Annotated in this window: 15 protein-coding genes and 1 pseudogene; 5 read left to right on the forward strand and 11 right to left on the reverse strand. The window is 64.9% G+C overall.

Annotation, left to right across the window (positions count from 1 at the left end; translation table 11 throughout):
* Window position 1 precedes the first annotated feature (1 nt).
* From MHEC_RS23435 to MHEC_RS23470, 8 genes are all read right to left on the reverse strand, one after another.
* Complete coding sequence (locus MHEC_RS23435) at window positions 2-1990, reverse strand: acyltransferase family protein (protein ID WP_048891404.1); 1989 nt, start codon at window positions 1988-1990, stop codon at window positions 2-4.
* Between the two features lie 224 nt (window positions 1991-2214).
* Window positions 2215-3651, reverse strand: a complete 1437-nt coding sequence (locus MHEC_RS23440; protein ID WP_048891327.1) for an aldehyde dehydrogenase family protein — start codon at window positions 3649-3651, stop codon at window positions 2215-2217.
* A 14-nt stretch (window positions 3652-3665) separates the two neighbouring features.
* Window positions 3666-5372 carry a thiamine pyrophosphate-binding protein gene (locus MHEC_RS23445; RefSeq protein ID WP_048891328.1) on the reverse strand — a complete coding sequence of 569 codons (1707 nt, stop codon included), beginning with the start codon at window positions 5370-5372 and terminating at the stop codon, window positions 3666-3668.
* Window positions 5373-5375: 3 nt separating this feature from the next.
* Window positions 5376-6569 (reverse strand): CaiB/BaiF CoA transferase family protein, encoded by a 1194-nt coding sequence (locus tag MHEC_RS23450; protein ID WP_172442177.1) that lies wholly within the window; start codon window positions 6567-6569, stop codon window positions 5376-5378.
* Window positions 6570-6585: 16 nt separating this feature from the next.
* Complete coding sequence (locus MHEC_RS23455; RefSeq protein ID WP_048891330.1) at window positions 6586-7521, reverse strand: SDR family NAD(P)-dependent oxidoreductase; 936 nt, start codon at window positions 7519-7521, stop codon at window positions 6586-6588.
* Window positions 7522-9369 (reverse strand): flavin-containing monooxygenase, encoded by a 1848-nt coding sequence (locus tag MHEC_RS23460; RefSeq protein ID WP_048891331.1) that lies wholly within the window; start codon window positions 9367-9369, stop codon window positions 7522-7524. It lies immediately after the preceding gene.
* A gap of 62 nt (window positions 9370-9431) precedes the next feature.
* A complete protein-coding gene (locus tag MHEC_RS23465) occupies window positions 9432-10790 on the reverse strand; it encodes an aromatic ring-hydroxylating oxygenase subunit alpha (protein ID WP_048891332.1) in 1359 nt (452 codons plus the stop codon).
* Window positions 10787-11638: an SDR family NAD(P)-dependent oxidoreductase gene (locus MHEC_RS23470; protein WP_048891333.1), complete on the reverse strand. Its 852-nt coding sequence runs from the start codon at window positions 11636-11638 to the stop codon at window positions 10787-10789. The genes MHEC_RS23465 and MHEC_RS23470 overlap by 4 nt, the downstream gene beginning before the upstream one ends.
* A 171-nt stretch (window positions 11639-11809) precedes the next feature.
* Between MHEC_RS23470 and MHEC_RS23475 the strand changes: the two genes are divergently transcribed.
* From MHEC_RS23475 to MHEC_RS23495, 5 genes are read left to right on the forward strand one after another with little or no spacing between them, the layout of a single operon-like run.
* A complete protein-coding gene (locus MHEC_RS23475; RefSeq protein WP_048891334.1) occupies window positions 11810-13426 on the forward strand; it encodes an SMP-30/gluconolactonase/LRE family protein in 1617 nt (538 codons plus the stop codon).
* Window positions 13423-14160, forward strand: coding sequence for a GntR family transcriptional regulator (locus tag MHEC_RS23480; RefSeq protein WP_048891335.1), 738 nt, complete (start codon window positions 13423-13425; stop codon window positions 14158-14160). Before MHEC_RS23475 ends, MHEC_RS23480 begins: the two co-directional genes overlap by 4 nt.
* 7 nt (window positions 14161-14167) lie before the next feature.
* Window positions 14168-15757: an AMP-binding protein gene (locus tag MHEC_RS23485; RefSeq protein WP_048891336.1), complete on the forward strand. Its 1590-nt coding sequence runs from the start codon at window positions 14168-14170 to the stop codon at window positions 15755-15757.
* 1 nt (window position 15758) lies between these two features.
* Window positions 15759-16532, forward strand: coding sequence for an SDR family NAD(P)-dependent oxidoreductase (locus MHEC_RS23490; RefSeq protein ID WP_048891337.1), 774 nt, complete (start codon window positions 15759-15761; stop codon window positions 16530-16532).
* The gene (locus MHEC_RS23495; RefSeq protein WP_048891405.1) at window positions 16529-17998 is read left to right on the forward strand and encodes an AMP-binding protein; all 1470 of its coding nucleotides are present in this window, start codon (window positions 16529-16531) and stop codon (window positions 17996-17998) included. Before MHEC_RS23490 ends, MHEC_RS23495 begins: the two co-directional genes overlap by 4 nt.
* 9 nt (window positions 17999-18007) lie before the next feature.
* Here the strand turns inward: MHEC_RS23495 and MHEC_RS23500 are convergent, their stop codons facing one another.
* The 3 genes and pseudogenes from MHEC_RS23500 to MHEC_RS23510 all read right to left on the reverse strand — a co-directional run.
* Window positions 18008-18472 (reverse strand): SRPBCC family protein, encoded by a 465-nt coding sequence (locus MHEC_RS23500; RefSeq protein ID WP_048891338.1) that lies wholly within the window; start codon window positions 18470-18472, stop codon window positions 18008-18010.
* Entirely contained in the window at window positions 18469-19221 is a 753-nt protein-coding gene (locus MHEC_RS23505; protein ID WP_235434787.1) for an enoyl-CoA hydratase/isomerase family protein, read from the reverse strand. The genes MHEC_RS23500 and MHEC_RS23505 overlap by 4 nt, the downstream gene beginning before the upstream one ends.
* 178 nt (window positions 19222-19399) lie before the next feature.
* A pseudogene (locus MHEC_RS23510) lies at window positions 19400-20999 on the reverse strand (AMP-binding protein); the annotation flags it as partial.
* Window position 21000 lies beyond the last annotated feature (1 nt).

Raw genomic sequence — 21000 nt, forward strand, 5'->3', positions numbered from 1 at the left:
GTTATCGCAGTGATTCTTCAAGCCACGGCGTCAGCCACTGCACGCCCTCCGGGGTGAGGTGCACCCCGTCGCTGCGCACTTGGATACCGTCGACCTTAGCCGTGTAAACCCCGTCGGGACACAACTTCCTATTCAGGTCTAGGATCGACACGTTCGGGCGCTGTCCAATTGTGCGACGCAATAACGTGTTCCATTGGTCCACCCGCTCGGGCTGGTCTTCCGGGTACAGGGTTCCATCTGGCTTTTCACCGCGATGGCTATAGGGCACGGTGGCTATCGCGACCCGAATCCCGGTGGCGCCGAGGATATCCAGCGCTCGTTGCAGCTCGCCGGCAAGGTATGCGTCGAATGCTGGATCGCCGATATGAGTCCACCGTCCTTCGTTGACTCGGTCGACCGTTTCCCAGCGCCCGATGATCAGCAGCGCGACATCGGGCTGGTCGGCCGCGACCTGTGCGGACCATCTGCTGGGCCACGTTTCGCATTCCGGTTTTTGGTCGAGAGTCTGGCCGAGATATCGATACGGCCCGCCACGCACCAGGCTACATCCAATGATGGTGTGGTCGACGAAGTGGAAACCCGGTGTCGGCGGAAGGTAGTGCATCAGTGTCCACGCGATCGAGTCGCCGAAAACCGATACGGTAAACGGCCGGTTGGGATTTCGCTTACCCACGGGGCGAACGGGCGCCGCCGCGACCGGCGGGGACGGCGAAACAGCGGCCACCTCGGACACGCCCGGTGGGAGGCTGCTCTCAACCCCCGCATGAGGGGTTGTTCCGACCGGAACAATCAGCACCGTCGTCGCGACAGCGGTACCAACGGTGGCGCCGGCCAGCGGCAACAACCGTAGGCGCACCGGGCGCCACCGTCGAATTGGCTGTTCGACCAACCACCATGACGCGGCGGCCAGGATAACTGTGACGAGGAACCGGACGGCGAACAACCGCCATCCGGACCAGCCGGTGTGTTCCCCGTTGAGCACCAAAAAGATTGGCCAATGCCATAGGTAGATGCCGTAGGAAATGACGCCCAGCCACACCAGCGGGCGCCACGCCAGCACCCGGGCTACCGCTATCCGCTGGTCGAGCGCCACCGGCGCGATCACAGCGACAGCGGCCGCCGCCACCGCGGTCAGCAACCCGGTGCGGAATTCGCGTGCGCTGCCGGTTGCGTAGTGCGCCGCCAGTACCAAGGCCGCCAGCGCGACGACTGGCAGAACCTGGGCGATCCATCTGGCCCAGCGGGTCCGGATAGCAGACCGGCCACGGGTCAGCGCCGGCCAGTCGCGCACCAGCAAAACCGACACCGCAGCCCCGGCCAGCAGTGCCTGGGCGCGGGTATCGGTGCCGAAGTAGACCCGGTCGTGTGCGGCGTCCGACGAGAAGGTGATCGCCGCGGCCGCCGAGCCGACCGCGCCCAGTGCGGCGAGCACGAACACGATCAAGCGAACGCCGCTGAGCGTGGCCCACAACCGGTAACGCCTGGCCCACATCGCCAGTAATACGGCGACCGCAATCAACACCAGCGGCCAGACGAAGTAGTACTGTTCCTCGACTCCCAGCGACCAGGTGTGCTGCAGCGGCGACGGGGTGGCGCCCAGGGTGAAATAGTCCGTCTTTTGCGCCACGAATCTCCAGTTCGCCATCCAGACGAATGCGGCGATGGCGTCGTCGCGTAGTTCGCCGACGGCCTCCCGGGGAAACAGGTCGCGTGCGACGGCCACCGTCAGCACCATCAGCACCAGTGCGGGCAGCAGCCGCCGGGCACGGCGAATCCAGAAACCGGACAACTCGATCCGACCGGTACGTGCCAGCTCGTCGATCAGCAGCGACGTGATCAGAAATCCGCTGAGGACAAAGAAGATGTCGACACCGATGAAGCCTCCGCCGAGGCCGGGAATACCGCCATGCTCGGCGAGCACCAACGTGACCGCGAGGGCGCGAAGCCCGTCCAGGGCAGGAATGCCCGGGCCGGGTCGGCGACGTGCCAGCTGTGGGACCGGAGCAACCCATCGGGACCGTCGAACGTAGTGAACCGGCGCAGGATAACGCCTGGCCGGTTCAGGGTTCGCTCGCCGCGCGGCCCGGCTGGCCGGCCGGACGGCGGTGTGGTTGCTGCCGATACGTCGATGCACCTCCCGGTTGAATCACGGCAAGCTTAGCCGTGGCCGCCCAGCATGAGTGGAAGACACGACGGGGCAGCTCCGAGACAGACCTACCCGGCAGCCTTGTCCGGCGCATATCCGAGCACGCTCTTGGTCTCCAGATACTCGTGGAAGCCGAACTCGCTCCACTCGCGGCCGTTGCCGCTGCACTTGTAACCGCCGAACGGCGCGTTCATGTCGAAGGCGTGGTTGATCGTTACCCAGCCGGCGCGAATTCGGCCGGCAACCGCCCGCGCCTTGTCGAGGTCGGCTCCCGACACATAGCCGGCCAGGCCGTAGTCGGTGTCGTTGGCGATCTCGACGGCTTGCTCGACGTTGTCGTAACCGAGTATGCACAGCACCGGCCCGAAGATCTCCTCGCGCGCAATCGTCATGTCGTTGGTGACGTCGGCGAAGACGGTGGGCTTGGCGTAGTAACCGGTGGTCAGCCCGTCGGGCCGGCCGGGGCCGCCGGTGACCAGTGTGGCGCCTTCGTCGATGCCCGTCTGAATCAAGCGCTGCACTTTCTCGAATTGCGCCCGCGAGGCAAGCGGTCCGATGGCGCGGCTGTCGTCGGGGTCACCGACCTTCACCTGTTCGGCGGTTTCCCGCGCAACCGCGACGGCTTCGGCCATGCGGGATTTCGGCACCAGCATGCGCGACGGCGCGTTGCAGCTCTGGCCGGTGTTGAGCATCATGTTGACCACCCCGGCGCGGACGCTGCTGGCGAATTCCGCGTCGTCGAGGACGATGTTGGGGCTCTTGCCGCCGAGCTCCTGGGTGACCCGCTTCACCGTCGGCGCGGCCTTCGCCGCCACGTCGGTGCCGGCGCGCGTCGAACCGGTAAACGACACCATGTCGATGCCGGGATGGCTGGACAGCGCCACCCCCACCCCTGCGCCGTCACCGTTGACCAGGTTGTACACCCCGGCCGGCACGCCCGCGGCATCGAGGATCTCGGTGAAAATGTAGGCCGAGTAGGGCGCCACTTCAGACGGTTTCAAGATCATTGTGCAGCCGGTCGCCAGCGCCGGATAGACCTTCACCGCGATCTGGTTGAGCGGCCAATTCCACGGGGTGATCAGCCCGCACACGCCGATCGGCTCCTTGACCACCAGGGTTGCGCCGTGCTGTTCCTCGAACGCAAAGTTCTTCAGCACGTCGATGGCGGTCACCAGGTGACCCAGGCCGAGCTGCACTTGGGGGCCGGCGGCCAACGCCGGCGGAGCCCCCATCTCCTCGGTCACTGCTTCTGCGAGATCTCCTGCACGCCTTTGATATTCGGCGAGAATCGCCTGCATCAGCTCGAGACGCTCTTCCCGGCTGCTCTGCGACCAGTCGGCGAAGGCGCGCCGCGCCGCGTTCACCGCCGCGTCCACGTCGTCGGCCGAACCGAGTGAAATTCGGCCGCCGACCTGTTCGGTAGCGGGATTTTCGACGTCGAAGGGGTGTGGCCGCACCGGATCGACCCACCGGCCGTCGATGTAGAACTTCAGATATTCGCGCATGACGCCATCCTCCTCTACTGGGTTCCTTCGGCGTACCAAGTTCTGAATTCTGCGTAGTTCGGCATCTCCTCCGAGTTCGCTTTGGGGTCGATCTCGACGTGCACAACCCCCGGCCGGCCACTGGCGTAGGCACGTTTGATCGCCGGGCCGATATCCTGCTCGTGCTCGACGTATTCGCCGTGGCAGCCCAGTCCTTCCGCGATCGTGTCGAAGCGAACGTCCTTGCTCCAGTGCACCCCGGGCTGCGGCGACGGTTGCGGGAAAGTTCGCTTGTAGACACCGACTTCCAAACCCCACTGGTGGTCGACACCCACGACGCACACCAGCGGCAGGTTCAGCCGTGCAGCAGTCTCTAATTCGGCAATGTGAAAAAGGAACGACGAGTCGCTGGTGAGCAGCATGACCGGCCGCTTGCCACCGTCAGCCACCGCGGCGCCGACGGCATAGGGCAAGCCGGTGCCGAGGTGTCCGAAGTTCTGGTTCCAGATGACGTCGCGCGGTTTGGCCTGCGAATAAGTCCACTGGAAGATGACCGTTGCGCCGCCGTCGCGCACCAGGATGCCCTCGGACGGAAAGGCTTTGGTCGCCTCGACCACGAAACGCGCGGGATGAATCGGTATCTGGCCGCTGGGCGCGGTCTCGGCCACCTCAGCCAACTGCTCGGCGTCTTGTTCGACCCAGCGGGCCAGGTCCGCCGACGGTGAGCGGGGGCTGTCCCGGAGCGCGTCTACCAGCTGTGGCACGACGGTCCGCAGGTCTCCGACCAGTGCCACGTCCACCGGACGGTTCACCCCGATCGCCGTGGGATCCTGCTCGACGTAGATCCATTTGCGGATCGGGTCGTTTTGCGCCCAGTGCCGGGTCCTGCCGTAGTGGACCGGTTCGCCGAGTTCGGTGCCCAACGCCACGCACAGGTCGGAGGCGGTCACCGCCTCGACCGCCGCCGACGAGAACCCGTAGGGGAAGGTGCGATCCTCCAGGCCCGCGATGAACGAGGTGCCGCCGGACGTCTGGATCACCGGGCAAGCCATCAGCTCGGCGAGCGCCTTGACCGGTTCGCCGGCCCGCGACGTGTGCACACCGTGGCCGACCAGCAGAATCGGGTTCTTGGCAGTGCGCACCAGCCTTGCCGCCTCCGCGATTTCCCGCTCGCCCGCGCCCTGGCCGACCAGGCGATAGGTGCCGGGTGGCGGTGGCGCCGGCACGTCCAGCTCGTGCAGCAGCACGTGCGCGGGATATTCGATGTAGGCCGGGCCCGGTGTGCCCGACAGCGCGCGGCGGATCGCTTCGTGGACGATTTCGTCGGTCTGGTCGGCGTATTCGATCGACGCACTGTATTTCACCGACGGCTCCACAAGCGCCTCCTGGCGGACAAACTGGATGCGCCCGCGCCGCACCCGTCGTTCGGTGATGCGGGCGCGCTGACCGCCGATGAAGATGACCGGCGAGTTTTCCACCCTGGCGCACATCATCGCCCCGGCCAGGTTGGCGACCCCGGGCCCGAGCGTCCCGATGCACAAGCCCGGCCTACCCGTCATCCGTGCGGCCGCGTCGGCCATGAAGCCCGCGCTCTCCTCGTGATGCGGGGCCACCACCGCCCAGCCGCGCCGGTCGGCCTCTACGAACATGTGGACGAAGTTCGGATCGGGAATGCCGAACAGGGTCGTGACACCCTCGGCCTCGAACAGGTCCAAGATGCGTTGGTAGACCGGCACACCCATTGCTCAGCGTTCCTTTCCCTGGCGAGCAGACACAAAAGCCCCTTTTTCGACGGCGTCTCGGGCGCTTTTGCGTCTGCTCGCGCTGATCTCCTCGAGCACCTCGGCGGTATGGGCGCCCAACTCCGGGGCTGGCCCCCTGACCCGGCCCGGGGTGTGCGAAAACCACGTCGGCACACCGGGAAAGCGCATCCGCCCGTACGGGCTCTCCACCGTCTCGAACAGCCCGACGGCATTCAGGTGCGGGTCGTCGAACAGCGCGTCGGGTGTGCGGATGGGCGCCGCGGGTATTTCCAGCTTGCGAAACAGGGCCAGCCATTCCCCGGTGGTGCGCTCCCGCATCGTCTGGGCCACCAGTCCGTACACCGTGTCGATCTGGCGGGCCCGCTGCTCGAGCGTGGCGTACCGGTCACAGGCCCAGGGCGGCTGCACGGCGTCGATGAACGCCGACCAATGCTTGTCGGTGTAGATCAGCGCCGAAATGTAGCCGTCGCTGGTCTGATAGGGGCGACGGTTGGGGGCCAGCGCGCGAGGATAGCCGGCCGGCCCCAGGGGAGGCTCGAAGATCGCGCCGTTGGCGTGTTCGACCAGCATGAACGACGCCATGGTCTCAAACATCGCCACCTCCACCTCTTGGCCCTCGCCGGTGCGCTCGCGGTGGAATAGCGCCATCATGGTCGCGTACAGCGCGGTCAGGCCGGCGACCTTGTCGGCCATGATGGTGCCGACATAGCTGGCCTCCCCGGTCAGCATCTGTTGGACGGCCGGCAGCCCGCATTCCGCCTGGATGGTGTCGTCGTAGGCGGGCAGGTCCCGGTCGGGGCCGCGGCGGCCGTAGCCGTAACAGTTGGTGTAGACGATCGCCGGGTTGATGGCGGCGACGTCGTCATACCCGAAGCCCAGCTTGCCGATCGCCTTGGCCCGCATCGAATGGATGAACACATCCGCTGTTTCGATGAGTGCCCACAGTGCGGATTTGCCATTGTCGGAGCGCAAGTCGAGCACGATACTGCGCTTGCCGCGGTTGACGTTCGCGAATACCCCGCTCATGCCCGGCGCGGGCCCCGCCGTGACGTAGCGGGTGACGTCGCCCTCCGGCGGTTCGACCTTGACCACGTCGGCGCCCATGTCGGCCATGATCTGGGTGCAGTACGGCCCCATCACCATCGCGGTGAGGTCGACTACCCGTACGCCGGCCAGTGGACCCCTGCCAGGCCTAGCCATGAGGTGCTCCTTCCCGAATCTCCCGCCCGGTCATCCGGAAGCTGTAGGCGATGTGGTCGGCGTGGGCATTGGGCAAGACGGGAAATATCACCGGCACGGACGCATCCCGGATCGCGTCGATTTGCTCGCTGACGGTCTCGACCGACCATGAATCGCGGTACACGCCAGGGGTTTCCGCGACGACGGCACGCGCAATCCGCCCGGCGATCGCGATCAGCATCTCGCCACTGATCGAGCAGGATTCGTGGGCGAGCCACCCCACCGCCGGCGCCACCAACTCCGGGCCCCACGGCGGGTAGCCCGAGGTGTCGCGGCCCTGCGCCATTCTGGTCTCGGCCGCGGGCACGATCACGTTGCACTTCACGTTGTGTGCACTGCCCTCAAGCGCCACCACATTGGACAGCCCGATCACTCCGGCCTTGGCGGCCGCGTAGTTTGCGACGCCATGGTTGCCGTACAGCCCGCCGATGGACGACGTCAACACGATGCGGCCGTATCCTGACGCGCACATGTGCGGAAACGCGGGCCGCACGACATGAAACGCACCACGCAGGTGGACGTCCAGGACCGCGTCGAAGTCTTCGTGGCTCATCTGCTGCAATGGGCTGCTGCGGACGATGCCGGCGTTGTGGATGAGGATGTCCAGTCGCCCGTACCGCTCAAGCGCCGCAGCGATGATCGCCGCACCGCCGGTCGGGGTTGCCACCGATTCGGTGCACGCGGCCGCCTCGCCGCCCGCCGATTTGATTTCTCGCACAACGTCGTTCGCGGGTGCGGCGTCGACGCCGTCGCCGCTGAGGGCTCCGCCGGAATCGTTGACCACGACGTTCGCCCCCCGCTCGGCGAGCATCCGGGCGTAGGCGCGTCCCAGCCCGCGGCCGGCACCGGTCACCACCGCGACTCGATCGTCGAATCTGAGCTCAGGCATCTAGGTTCCGAGTTCCAGGCCGTCGAGATCGCCCTTGGCGCGCCATTGATCGAGCAATTCGCCGAAGGCGTAGAAGCCTGGCCCGTAGGGCTCGCCGAGATGGGTGCGGATGCCTTCGCCGCCGCCACCGCCTTCGTTGTTGTAGTAGCCCGGCGTGCAGGTCTGGTCGAATGCCGAAGTGTCGACGGCGGTTTCGCGGATAACCCTGACCCACTCGTCCTGCGCCCGCTGGCTGGGCTCAACGGTGACGACGCCGCGTTTGTGAGCTTCGGCGATGATGTAGGCGATGTGCTCGGCCTGCTGCTCGAGCATCGCGGTGGTGTTTGCGGCCACGCCGCCCTGGATGAAGCCGGTGTGGAACTGGTTGGGAAACCCCCGGGCCGTCATGCCGTGCAGCGTTTTGTAGCCGTCGCGCCAGTAGTCGAAGAGCGACAGCCCGTTGCGGCCCTCGATGGTGTCGATGGCGTAGCGGCGGCTGATTTCCGTGGTGATCTCGAATCCGCTGGCGTAGATGATGCAGTCGACTTCATACTCGACACCGCCGGCGACGACCGCTTTTTCGGTAATCCGTTCCACGCCCTTCGACTCCGCGACGTCGACCAGGGTGACGTTGGGTCGGTTGAACGTGTCCAGGTACTCGTCGTTGGAGCAGGGACGCTTGCACAGGAATCGGTAGTAGGGTTTGAGCGCCTCCGCGGTCCGCTTGTCCTCGACGATGCTGTCGATGCGGCGGCGCAGACGCTCCATCACCTTGTAGTCTTCTTCTTCCCGGATGGCCATGATCTGCTCCATGGTCAGCGACGCGGGATCCTTCATGGCCGCGATCCGTGCAGTCATGTTGCGGCCCAGTTCGGTCCAAAAGTCGCAGACCAGGTCCGGCTGGTCGAATACCACCCCTTCAAACGGGCTCCAACGGTGGAAATTACGCTGCCGCTCCTTCTGCCATCCCGGCTTCAGCGTTTTGACCCATTCCGGATCGGTGGGCGTGTTTCCACGCGAGTCGACCGACGAGGGTGTGCGCTGGAATACGTACAGGTGCTTGGCGTGGCGACCGAGGAACGGAACGATTTGAATGCCGCTGGCACCCGTGCCGATCAGCGCGACACGTTTGTCGGCCAGCTTGTGCAGCCCACCGGTCGAATCCCCGCCGGTGTACTCGTAATCCCAGCGGGACGAGTGGAACTGGTGGCCGTTGAAGTCCTCAATTCCGGGAATCCCGGGCAGTTTCGGCCGGTTGAAGGAACCGTTTGTCATGACGACGAAACGGGCCCGGATGTCGTCGCCGCGGTCGGTGCTGATCCGCCAGCGCTTGATCGCCTCGTCCCACCGCAGCGCGCGGACCTCGGTCGAAAAGATTGCCGAGTCATAGAGACCGAAATGCTTTCCGATGCGCTGGCAATGCTCCCTAATCTCGGCGCCGTCGGCGTACTTCTTGGTCGGGATGTAATCCAGTTCCTCCAGCAGCGGCATGTAGCAGTACGAATCGTTGTCACATTGGATGCCGGGGAAACGGTTCCAATACCAGACCCCACCGAAGTCGCCGCCCATCTCGATGATGTGCACGTCTTCCACGCCGGCCTTCTTCAGGTAGGCGCCGGCCAGTAGGCCCGCGATGCCGCCTCCCAAAACAGCGACGTAGATGTCCTCACGGATCGGATCACGCACCAGCGGCGCCGTGTAAGGGTCGATCTCATAGAATTTGGCCAGCTCACCGGTCAGTTCCAGATACTGCTTAGAGCCCTCTGGCCGCAAACGTTTTTCACGCTCCTGGCGGTATTTCTCGCGCAGCGCATCGATGTCGATGTCGTCGGGAGTGTTTGTCGGTTGCTCGCAATCGGGAGTCGTCATCTGGCGCAGCTCCTCCTCATCGCTACCCTCTGCATCGTCGCCGGTGCGGTCATCTGCTGTCCTCAAAGTTCGCGCGGTTCGCCGATGCCCATGTATTTGGACAGCTGGTAGTGCAGGTTGACGGTACTGCGTTCCATGTAGGGGTTGGGTTTGGTGCCTTTGAAACCAAGCGATTTCATGCCCTGCTGCACCGCGGCCATATTGGAAAAGTCCTGCGGGAACACGGTTCGCCAGCTGGGATCGTTTGGCGGGAGGTATTCCCACTCCGTGCGTGGCTCCTGCCCTTCCGGGTAAAGCTCGTAGCACGAGGCCTCGAAGATGCATTTGTTCGGGTCGTAGCCGTGGGGCCGGGCGCTGTAACACAGCGCTGTGGTCAAGCCCTGACCGATCTGGAAATTGGGAAAGATCTGCCACGCTGTGCCGCTGGCCGCCAGATGTTCGGGGTCGATGGTGGGCCAGATCACCCCGCGGGCAGCGTCATCACGGCGCGCCGAAGACAGCCAATGCTCGAGCACCTGGTCTGCCGGGGTGCCCTCCGGAAGTTCGTCGACCAGTCTGCGCGCGGCGTCCACCAATGTCTTGGTGGTGGTGGCGTTGGTTTCTTCCAGGGTGTAGACCTGCATCTGCGCGGTGGAGATGCGCGGATCGGCGCCGGTGCCCAGTCTTATCTTGGATTTGGTTTTCTCCAGATCCTTCGGCGCGTCATACCCAATGTTGCTGTGCCGCCCCTGAGCCTTGGCCCAGCCGCGAAAGCTGCCGAACTTGTTGAACTGCGGGTGTGTCGTCGCGACATGGTAGGTCTCGTTGAACGCCTCCATGGCCACTTTCCAATTGCAGTCAAAATGCAGCCATTTGCGCCACTTGCAACGCATTTTGTCCAACTGGAACGGGTCGAGCATGGTGGCGGCGGGCTCGAGGTAATCACGCAACGGCTCGCAGTTTGGGTCCATGTTGATCCATACCCAGCCGCCCCAGGTGTCGACGTTGACCGGTGCCAGGTGGGTGTTCTCGGCTGTCAGCGCGCCACGCCAGTCTTGCTTCTCGGGCACATGGACGCAGGAGCCCTCCAGGTCGTATGTCCACCCGTGGAATCCGCAGACGAACGACTTCTTGCGGCCACAAGCGCTTTTCGCGCCGTCGGGGACATCGATGAGCCGTCGGCCGCGGTGCACGCACACATTATGGTGAGCCTTCAACGTGTCTGGTCCGGTACGCACCACCACGACGGAGTCATCGAGAATGTCATAGGTCAGGTAGCTGCCCACCTGGGGAAGGTCTTCGACCCGACCAACCTGCTGCCACACCTTGCGCCACAGCTTGTCACGTTCGGCGCGCGCGTAGTCCTCAGAAAGGTAGGCATCGACGCCGATCGTCATCGGTGTGGAAAGTTCTTCGGCTGCTTGGATTTTGGAGTCGGTCATTGCATGCTCCTTAGCGCCGCCCGGAACGACTCGTCTTTGAGGAACAACGACGTGTTGTCCGCGTCTAAGTGAGACCACTTGAGGTCGAGACCGCCGTCGACCAGCAGGGTCTGACCGGTGATGTAACTGGAAAGGTCCGACAACAAAAACAGGATGGCCCCGGCGATCTCCTCCGGGCGTCCGCGTCGTCCCATCGCGATGGCGCGGCGGTCACGCTCCGGGTCGTCGTCGACATACGTACCGGAGGCCGGTGTCGCGGTGATCCCGGGCGCGACCGCGTTTACCCGGATGTTGTCCAGCGCCAGCTCGAGGGCCATGGTGCGCGTCATCGCCGCCACCGCCGCCTTGGCCGTCCCATAGGCGATGTGAAACGGTGCGGTGTTCATGCCGCTGATCGAGGACAATGACACGATCGCGCCGGGCTTTCCGCGCTGTTTCAGCTCCGCCGCCACCGCCCGGCTCATGAAGAACGCGGTCTCGAGGTTCGCGGTGAACAAGTCCCGCCACTCGCCTCGGCTCACCCGGGTGGCGGGCATCCAGGTTGACGGCGCCGCGCCGCCGGCGATGTTGACCAGCCCGTAGAGTTCGCCGGCGGTGCCCCGCGCGCGGTCGATGACGGTTTCGATGCCCTCGTCGGTCGACGCGTCGGCGGGCACCGGTATGACCGGAAGACCCTGGCGGGCCAGCGGTGTTACGTGCTCGTCGAGGTTCTCCTTGGATCGGCTCACCGCGATCACGGTGGCCCCCGCCCGGGCGGTCATCGACGTCACCGTGGTGCCGATGCCGCCGCCACCGGCGCCCGACACCACCACCACGCGGCCGTCCAGCCTCAACCGATCACCGTCCACCTATATTTGTCCGGACAAGATATGATACTCTCCATTTAGTAGAACACTATTCCGCTGAAGCTAAGACCGCGTCAAGTGCGGGTCGCGCCAATGCGTGAATAGTTGTCTGGACTAGCTGCACCAGACGCAACGGTAGTGTTTGCGACGCGACGAAGGGGGTTCGGTAAGGCCATGACCACGTCGCCGGGAACGGGCCGATACACCCCGGTGAGCCCGCCGCAGGTGGCCGAAGGGTGGCAACTCGAGCGGCTCACCGCGCCCAGCAGGCTCTTCGGCGCCAACGGCCTGCGCATCGGTCCGGATGGATGGATCTATATCGCGCAGGTGACGGGCAGTCAGATCAGCGCGCTGGATCTGCGAACCGGACAGTTGGACACCGTGAGCGCCAAGGGCGGTGACATCGTCGCACCCGACGACGTTGCGTTTGACCCCGCCGGCAACCTGTACGCCACCGAGGTCATGGATGGCAGGGTGAGCGTGCTGGAGCCCGGGAAGCGGCCGCGGGTGCTGCGCGATGATGTCCCCGCCGCCAACGGTATTACATTTCACCAGGGACGGCTGTTCATCAGTGAGTGCCGCGTCGGTGGGCGCATCCTCGAAATGGACCTCGGCGGCGGTGAGCCCCGCGTGCTGCTAGACAATGTGCCGCTGCCCAACGCGATGGAAGTCGGTCCGGACGGCCTGCTGTACTTCCCGGTGATGGGTACCAACGAGATCTGGCGTGTCGATTTGGATGGCGGTGAACCCCACTGCGTCGCAGCCGATCTCGGCGTGCCGGATGCGGTGAAGTTCGATTCGGAGGGTTACATCGTCTCCACCCAGGTGGCTAGCGGACAGGTGTTGCGTATCGATCCCCGCAGCGGCGAGCGAAGCATCCTGGCTACGCTCAGCCCCGGGCTGGACAACCTCACCTTCGCCGGTGACCGGCTTTTGGTATCCAACTTCACCGGCGAGCTCACCGAGATTCGGCCCGGAGGCGAGACCGCCACGGTGTTGCCGGGCGGCCTGAACTGGCCGCTGGATCTGGCGATCGGCCACGACGGGCACCTCTACATTGCCGACGGCACCGTCTTTTATGTGCTCGATCCCGGTGCGAAGTTGCGGACCGTCGCAATGCTGTTCTCCCCCGGCTACCCCGGGTTTATGCGTGGTGTGGCGTCAGTCGACGCCGGGCAGTTCGTGGTGACCACGTCGGGTGGTCAGGTTGCCCGCTACCGGCCGTCGGCCAGCGAAAGCCAGGTGCTGGCAGACGGATTCGACCAGCTCTACGGTGTGGCCGTCGCGTCCTCTGGTGTGGTGTTCGCCGAGCTGGGCACCGGGCGAGTCCTGCTGCTGCGCACCGGCGGCGTCGAGACGCTGGCGTGCGGGCTGTGCGACCCGGTGGGCGTGGCGATCGCCGCCGACGGCTCAGCGCTGGTCGCCGAATCCGGCGCCGGGCGGGTAGTCCGGTTGACAGGCTCACACCCAGAGCCGGTGGTTGACGAATTGTGCCGCCCCCAAGGCATTGCCGTAGTCGGCCAGCGGCTATATGTCGTCGACGCCGACGCTAAGGAGCTGGTCGAGTTCGATCTGGACACCAGGGCGCGGCGCACGATTGCCGCCGGCTTGCCGGTCGGCGCCCCGCCAGGTGTGATGCCTAAACCACTCAAGGGCTTGCCGCCGTTCTCCGGCCCCCAGGGCCCGTTCGCTGGTATCGCGGCCGCACCGGACGGCACCCTATTCGTCTCCGCCGACGCGGACGGCAGCGTCCTCGCGTTACGACCAGTAGCCGCCGGGGACCGTCGATGACCGTCAGCCCCACCGATCATCGCTACCTTCAGGTAGCGCGCACGCTGCGCAAGGAGATCGTCGACGGAGTCTATCCGGTGGGCTCGCAGCTGCCCACCGAACACGAACTGTGCCAGCGGTTTAGCGTCAGCCGCTATACCGTGCGGGAAGCGCTGCGCCGGCTCAGGGAAGACAACCTCGTCGTGTCGCGGCCCCGGGCGGGAACACTCGTCGTTCCCCGGCCGGCCTCGAATTCTTATGCCCAGGACGTGAAGTCAATCAATGACCTACTCGCCTTCGCGACCGGCACCCACTTCGCCATCGACTCGACCGCCATGGTGACCGTCGACGACAATCTCGCCGAGCGCAGCGGCCTGCCGGTGGGCACTCAGTGGCTGGCCGTCCGCGGGTACCGGCAGGCCGGGGAAAACTCGGCACCGATTTGCCGCACCGAGTACTACATCAACCGCGCCTTCGCCGCGGTCGGCAGGCTGCTGCAACGCCGCACCGGGCCAGCTTTCCCGCTGATCGAGGACCTGTTCGGGGTGAGTATCGTCGAGGTCCATCAGGAGATCGGCGCAGTGGTGCTCTCCCGCGAGTTGGCCGGCGGCCTCAGGGTCGAGCCGGGAACCGCGGGGCTGGAAATCCGCCGCACCTATCAGACGTCAGATGGAGAGGTCGCCCAGGTGACGATCAACACGCATCCGTCCTCGCGGTTCCGGCACTCGATGACCATGCGCCGGGTCCGAGACTAAGCCGCCGGTGAAAGTCCGCTTCGACGAGCACACCGCAGCTGACGCTTACGCCCGCGGGTGGTGGGTCAAAAGCACGCTGGCCGACGCGCTGCATGAAGCCGCCCGACGGACTCCGCAGCGCGTGGCGGTAGTCGACGGCGATCACCGGCTGGACTGCCGGTCCCTTCTCGAACAGGCGACAGCGCTCGCCCAGGCACTGCTGGCGCGCCTGCCGACGGGCAGCGTGGTGTCGTTCATGCTGCCCAATTGGCATGAAGCCGTGGTCATCTACCTCGCGGCCACGCTGGCCGGGATGGTGGTGAACCCGATCCTGCCGTCGCTGCGGGATCGCGAGCTGCGGTTCATCCTCACTGATGCGGATAGCCGCATGGTGTTTGTGCCGTCGCGTTTCGGCCGCCATGACTACGCGTCCATGCTCAGCAGGGTCTTAGCCGAGTTAGACACTCGCCCCGAGGTTGTCGTCTTGCGCGGTGATCCCGGCGGTCACACTGGTTACCGATCCCTGATCGAGGAGCGGCCGCCGGCGTATGAATGGCCGGCGGTTGACGCCGACGCTGTGCGAATGATGCTCTACACATCGGGTACCACGGGACGGCCGAAAGGCGTGCTGCACAGCCATAATTCACTTCACGCGCTGATCTGCCAGATCCGGGAGCACTGGCTGGTCGAGCCGGGCGACCGGTTCCTGGTTCCGTCCCCGATCGCCCACATCGGCGGGTCGATCTATGCGTTCGAATGTCCGCTTCTGCTCGGAACGGCCGCCGTGCTGATGGACCGGTGGGACGCCGATGTTGCCGTAGGACTCATGCGAGCCGAGCGCTGCACCCATGTCGCCGGGGCCACACCGTTTCTGGAACAGCTGCTCGACGCGGCGCGGCGGGCCGGTACCCGGCTTCCCGACCTGAAACTGTTCGTCTGCGGCGGCGCGTCGGTGCCGCCCTCGTTGATCCGCAGTGCCGCCGGCTACTTCGAGCGAGCCGTCGTCACCCGGGTCTACGGCTCGACCGAGGTCCCGGTCACCACGATCGGCGCGCCAAACGACCCGGACCGCGCCGCCGACACCGACGGGCGTCTCGGCTTCGCTGAGGTCAAGATCGCCGCCCGCGACGGCGCATCGACAGGCGATGGCGAGATCCTCGCCCGCGCACCCCAGATGCTGGTCGGCTATCTGCATCCCGAGGACGAAGTTGACTCGTTCGATGCCGACGGGTATTTCCGTACCGGAGACCTCGGCCGCTGGGTCGACGACGAGTACCTGATCGTCACCGGCCGCGCCAAGGACGTCATCATCCGCAAGGGCGAGAACATTTCGCCGAAAGAGATCGAGGATATTCTCATCGGGCACCCCGGTGTCGCCGAGATCGCTATCGTCGGCCTGCCCGACGCGTCGACCGGTGAGCGGGCCTGCGCGGTGATCGTGCCCGCCACCGTGCCTGCTCCCGACGTCGCCAGCGTGCGTGACTTCCTGCAAGCACACGGTGTGGCCAAGTTCAAAGCGCCTGAGCAGGTGGTGATCTGGACCGCATTGCCGAAAAACGACGCAGGAAAGGTGTTGAAACATCAGATCAAAGGGGTGCTCATGAAGGCGGACAGATGATATGCAGGTAGCGATCGTCACCGGCGCAAGCGGTGCTATCGGCTTTGCTTGCGCGACAAAACTTGCCGAGGCGGGGATGACCGTGCTGGGGACCGGTCGGGATTATGGTCGCCTCAACGATCTCGAGACGGCTATCGGTGATCGCGACCGTGTCGCCACCCTGGCCGTGGATCTCACCGCCGCCGACGCGCCGCGACGCATTGTCGACGCCGCCGTCGCACGGTGGGGTCATGTCGACTTCCTGATCAACAATGCGGGAGTCGGCAGCCCAAAGCCGCTGCACGAAACCGACGACGAAACCCTGGACCACTTCCTCGGCTTGATGCTGCGGGCACCGTTTCGGTTGGCGCGGGATGTGTTGCCGCACATGCAGCCTGGCTCCGCGATCATCAATATCACGTCGACGTTCGCCGTGGTGGGGGGGTTGCGCGGTGGTGCCTACTCCGCGGCCAAGGGCGGACTGACGGCCCTGACCACTCACATCGCCTGTCAATACGGTTCACGTGGCATCCGGTGTAACGCCGTGGCGCCCGGCGTGATCGAGACGCCGATGACCGCACCCCGACTGCGGGACGAGCGTTTCCGCCGGCTTAACGTCGAGATGACCCCGCATCAGCGGCTAGGCACGGTCGACGACGTGGCGAGCACCGTGGCGTTTTTGTGCTCGCCCGGAGGAAGTTTCATCAACGGGCAAACGATCGTCGTCGACGGCGGCTGGAGTTCCACTAAATACCTTTCTGACTTTGCGCTGGCGTCGCAGTGGTCGGCCCGATGAACCTGTTCACACTGCTTGGACAGGCCGCGCATCGCTTTTCCGAGCGCGGCGCCGTGTACCACGGCGAGCGCCTGTTTTGCACCTGGGACCAGTTACGGGATCGCTCGCTGCGATTGGCCGGCTCCATCCGCCAGACCTGCCCGGCGGGCGCGCGGATCGGGGTTGCCAGCGAGAACCGCCCGGAGATCGTCGAACTTCTGTTTGCCATCTGGGCGGCCGAATGTATCGCGGTCCCGATCAATTACAAACTGCATCCGCGAGAGATGACACAGATTTTCGACGATGCCGGTGTTGCACAGGTTTTCGCATCCGTGGAGATTGCCGCCGGCTTTTCTGCGGGTGCTGCGTATCCTATCGAAACGATTGGCGGACAAGGGTATTCAGAGCGCCTCGCCGTCAGCCCCGCCACGCCACCGTGCACCGATCCTTCGGCGCTGGCCTGGCTGTTCTACACCAGCGGAACCACCGGCCGGCCCAAGGGCGCCATGCTCACGCACCGCAACCTGATGGCGATGACACTCGCCCACCTCGCCGACATCGACGCACCCGACGAAGGATGCAGCCTGGTGCATGCCGCGCCGATGTCACACGGCTCCGGACTCTACATCCCCGCCTATGTGTTGCGCGGTGCCCGCCAGGTGGTTCCGGCGTCCTGCAGATTCGAACCCGGCGAGTTCCTCGACCTGTGTGACCACCATCCCGGCTGCAGCGCCTTCTTGGCGCCGACGATGGTGCAGCGCCTCGTCGAGACCGGCCGCGAACGCCCGCGGCAACTGCGGACGATCATCTATGGCGGTGGCCCGATGTACTTGCAGAACATCAAGAAGGCACTGGCCGCATTCGGTCCGATATTCGCGCAAATCTATGGCCAGGGCGAGGCCCCGATGACCATCACTGCCCTGCGCCGCGTCGACCACGAGACGGCCGACGACACGATCCTGGGTTCGGTCGGCTATCCGCGCTCGGGTGTGGAAGTCGCGGTGCTCCGCGATGACGGTACCCGGGCCGCCACCGGCGAAATCGGTGAGATCGTCTGCCGCGGCGACGTTGTCATGTGCGGATATTGGAATGACCCGGCGGCTACCCGTGAGACGCTGCAGCATGGATGGCTGCACACCGGTGACGTCGGTTGCATCGATGAGCGCGGCTACCTGACGCTGCGTGACCGCAGCAAAGACGTCGTGATCAGCGGGGGCAGCAACATCTATCCCCGGGAAGTGGAGGAAGCGCTGCTCGAGCACCCGGGCGTGTCAGAAGCGTGCGTGGTCGGGGTCCCTGACGCCGAGTGGGGCGAGATCGTGGTCGCATTCATCGTGGGGGCAACCAAACCCGAGGACCTGGACGCGCATTTGCTGCAGCGCATCGCCCGGTTCAAGCGTCCCAAGCGGTACGTGATCGTCGAGGAGTTACCGAAGAACAGCTACGGCAAAGTGCTCAAACGTGAACTGCGCCGCCAGTTGGTGTGACGCAGGCAATCATGGCGGTGATTGGAAGTGCCGGCAGATGGCCGACAGCATCGCGACGTGCGCGTCGAGCGCTTGGCGGATAGTGAGCCTGGCCAGCGGACGCGGAGCCGTGATGCATAACCGCTCGACGACCCGGGTGCCAGCGTCGAACCGTTCGAATGCCACGGTTCCGTGCAGCCGGACGCCGGGGAATTGCCGCGCCTCGGTGATCACTTCGCCATGTGTCGGCACGTGGATCCTGGCCCGGTAGCTGATGCGAACTACCATCTTCCCCAATGGGATTCGATCAGTTATGCGGTAAGCCTGGGTGTACCCGTCTGTGGTTTCGAGCCGTGCCTGCGGACGAATGGCGACTATCAGCGGATGCACGAGCCTTATGTTCTGCAAGTCTGCATAGAAAGCCCGCACCTGACTTGGCGCCGCCGGAACCTCTTGCGACAGCGTATGTTCAGTTTTTCTGAGGCACCAGTTCATCGACGGTCGCGTGCAAGTGTGTCGACGAAAGCGGCAATGCGGCCACGTGTTTCGTCCGCCAGCCAGGATGTCCTCGCCTGTGCATCCATGTCCGCGCCAGCATCGATCGCAGCATGAACGGGACGATGCAGCTGGTCCTTGGTGGCCGCGTACGCACTCGGCGAGTGCTCGCCGAGTGCCCGCGCGATCGCAACCGCGTGTGAAATCAGCTCCTCCCGCCCGGCCACCTCGTCGATCCATCCCCGCGCCGAGGCTGCCTGCACGTCAAGCGTCCTGCCCTGCAATGTTGCACGGGCGACGGAGGCGCCCATCGCGTAGCGACATATCTCGAGGGCGCTTACCGGGAACGGCACACCCACCGCAAGTTCGGTCAGGCCAATGGTGCCGGCGGACATCACTCGGACGTCTGCGGCCATCGCGAAGACGCACCCACCCGCAATGGCGTGTCCGTTGATCGCAGCGACCACCGGTGCGGGATGGTCAAAGACCGCGAGGAAAGCCGACGACAGCGCCGTGATGAAGCGGTCGGTGTACTCGCGTCCTCCGTCGAGGATTGCGCGCAGGTCGACACCGGCCGAAAAGCACTTGCCCGCGCCGGTTATCACAACCGGGCCTTCGATGTTGCGCATTGTCGCAACCACGTCGTCGACCAACGCGAGGTCAAGAGCGTTTACCGGCGGATGGTCGAATCGGGCGATCGTCACACCGTTGAGCGGTTCTACATCCATCGTGAATTCGCTTTTCGCCATAACCGTGTCCTTTCCCAGCCCCCGTTCGCCGGCCAGAAGTCAGGAGCGTCGCATCTGTCTCGGCGCAAGACGTGCGCGATCAACCCCTGCTTCCGCCCTCAATGGGCGGAAGCCGTTGGCTGACCGGCCGATCGCAGAATCGTTCCTGTCCCGCCTCGTCTTTCAGCGCGCCTGCCTGCAAGAGCCTGGCGCTTTGTTCCCGCATCTCGACCTTGCGCACCTTACCGGTGACCGTCACCGGGAACTCGTCGACAACACGGACGTAGCGCGGAATTTTGTAGTGCGCCAGCTTGCCGGCGGCGAAAGCGCGCACGGCATCTGCGTCAAGCGGCGGCCGGCCCGGCTTCATCCGGATCCAGGCGCACACCTCTTCGCCGTACTTCTCGTCCGGGACCCCGACCACCTGTGCTTCTTCGACGTCGGGATGGGCATAGAGGAATTCTTCGATCTCGCGCGGATAAATGTTCGCCCCGCCGCGGATGATCACGTCCTTGCGCCGTCCGACGATCGTGCAGTACCCGTCGTCGCGCATGACCGCGAGATCTCCGCTGTGCATCCAGCCCTGGGCGTCGATGACCTGCTGAGTCTGCTGCTCGTCGCGCCAGTACCCCAGCATCACCGAGTAGCCGCGGATACACAACTCGCCGGGTTGACCCCGCTCGACGATGTCGCCACTGCCCGGATCGACGATCTTGATTTCCACATGGGTGAGCACGCCCGACGGTTGAGATGCGCCGCTCAAGGTCGTCGTCGCTGCGCGTCTGGCACGACACCGGCGACGTCTCGGTCATGCCGTATGCAATGGCCGGTGTCATGTTCATCTCGCTGATGCAGCGCCTCATGACCTCCACCGGGCACACCGACCCGGCCATGATCCCCGTGCGCAGCGACGACAGGTCGGTGCGGGCGATATCGGGATGGTTGAGCATCGCGATGAACATGGTCGGCACACCGTAAACGCCGGTGCAGCGTTCGGTTTCGATCGCGGCCAATGTCGACCCGGCGTCGAACGTGAGTGCGGGGATGACCATGGTGGCCCCGTGCGTGGTGCAGCCGAGGTTGCCCATCACCATGCCGAAGCAGTGGTAGAAGGGCACCGGGATGCATAGCCGGTCATCTCGGTTCAGATTGAGCAATTCAGTGACGAAAAAGCCGTTGTTGAGGATGTTGCGATGCGACAGCGTGGCCCCCTTGGGGAATCCGGTGGTTCCCGAGGTGTACTGGACGTTGACCGGGTCGGTGTTGGCTAACGCTGCCGAGCGCGCCGTCAGCTCGCGCTCCGGGATCGATTTCCCGCAGTCGCGTAGAGTGTCGAAGTCGTCGTTGTCGAGGAAGACCACGTCTTTGAGCTCTGCGCAGCCAGGACTCACCTCGGAGATCATGCTGCGGTAGTCCGAGGTCTTGAACTTCGTCACGGCGATCAGCGTGCGTACGCCGGACTGATTGAGCACATAAGCGAGTTCGTGTGTGCGGTAGGCAGGGTTGACGGTGACCAGGACCGCGCCGATTTTCGCGGTCGCATACTGCACGATGGTCCATCGGGCGCAGTTCGGCGCCCAGATGGCCACGCGTTCACCTTTCGCTATCCCGAGCGATATCAAACCCCTTGCAATTAAATCGACCTCGGTATTCAGTTGGCCGTAGGTCCACCGCCGGTCGGCGGTCACATCGACCAGCGCCTCGGCATCCGGGTTGGCGGCGACCGTGCGTTCGAAGTTCGCTCCGACCGTCTCCTCGAGAATCGGTGGCGCAGTTGGTCCGGTGTCGTAGGACCGCATC

The sequence above is a fragment of the Mycobacterium heckeshornense genome (assembly GCF_016592155.1).
Classification (GTDB): domain Bacteria; phylum Actinomycetota; class Actinomycetes; order Mycobacteriales; family Mycobacteriaceae; genus Mycobacterium; species Mycobacterium heckeshornense.

Bases quoted from the DNA above. Each gene is read 5' to 3' on its own strand.
- MHEC_RS23440 (WP_048891327.1), bottom strand. From the start codon at position 3,651: ATGCGCGAATATCTGAAGTTCTACATCGACGGCCGGTGGGTCGATCCG.
- MHEC_RS23445 (WP_048891328.1), bottom strand. From the start codon at position 5,372: ATGGGTGTGCCGGTCTACCAACGCATCTTGGACCTGTTCGAGGCCGAG.
- MHEC_RS23455 (WP_048891330.1), bottom strand. From the start codon at position 7,521: ATGCCTGAGCTCAGATTCGACGATCGAGTCGCGGTGGTGACCGGTGCC.
- MHEC_RS23460 (WP_048891331.1), bottom strand. From the start codon at position 9,369: ATGACGACTCCCGATTGCGAGCAACCGACAAACACTCCCGACGACATC.
- MHEC_RS23465 (WP_048891332.1), bottom strand. From the start codon at position 10,790: ATGACCGACTCCAAAATCCAAGCAGCCGAAGAACTTTCCACACCGATG.
- MHEC_RS23475 (WP_048891334.1), top strand. From the start codon at position 11,810: ATGACCACGTCGCCGGGAACGGGCCGATACACCCCGGTGAGCCCGCCG.
- MHEC_RS23480 (WP_048891335.1), top strand. From the start codon at position 13,423: ATGACCGTCAGCCCCACCGATCATCGCTACCTTCAGGTAGCGCGCACG.
- MHEC_RS23490 (WP_048891337.1), top strand. From the start codon at position 15,759: ATGCAGGTAGCGATCGTCACCGGCGCAAGCGGTGCTATCGGCTTTGCT.
- MHEC_RS23495 (WP_048891405.1), top strand. From the start codon at position 16,529: ATGAACCTGTTCACACTGCTTGGACAGGCCGCGCATCGCTTTTCCGAG.
- MHEC_RS23500 (WP_048891338.1), bottom strand. From the start codon at position 18,472: ATGAACTGGTGCCTCAGAAAAACTGAACATACGCTGTCGCAAGAGGTT.
- MHEC_RS23505 (WP_235434787.1), bottom strand. From the start codon at position 19,221: ATGGCGAAAAGCGAATTCACGATGGATGTAGAACCGCTCAACGGTGTG.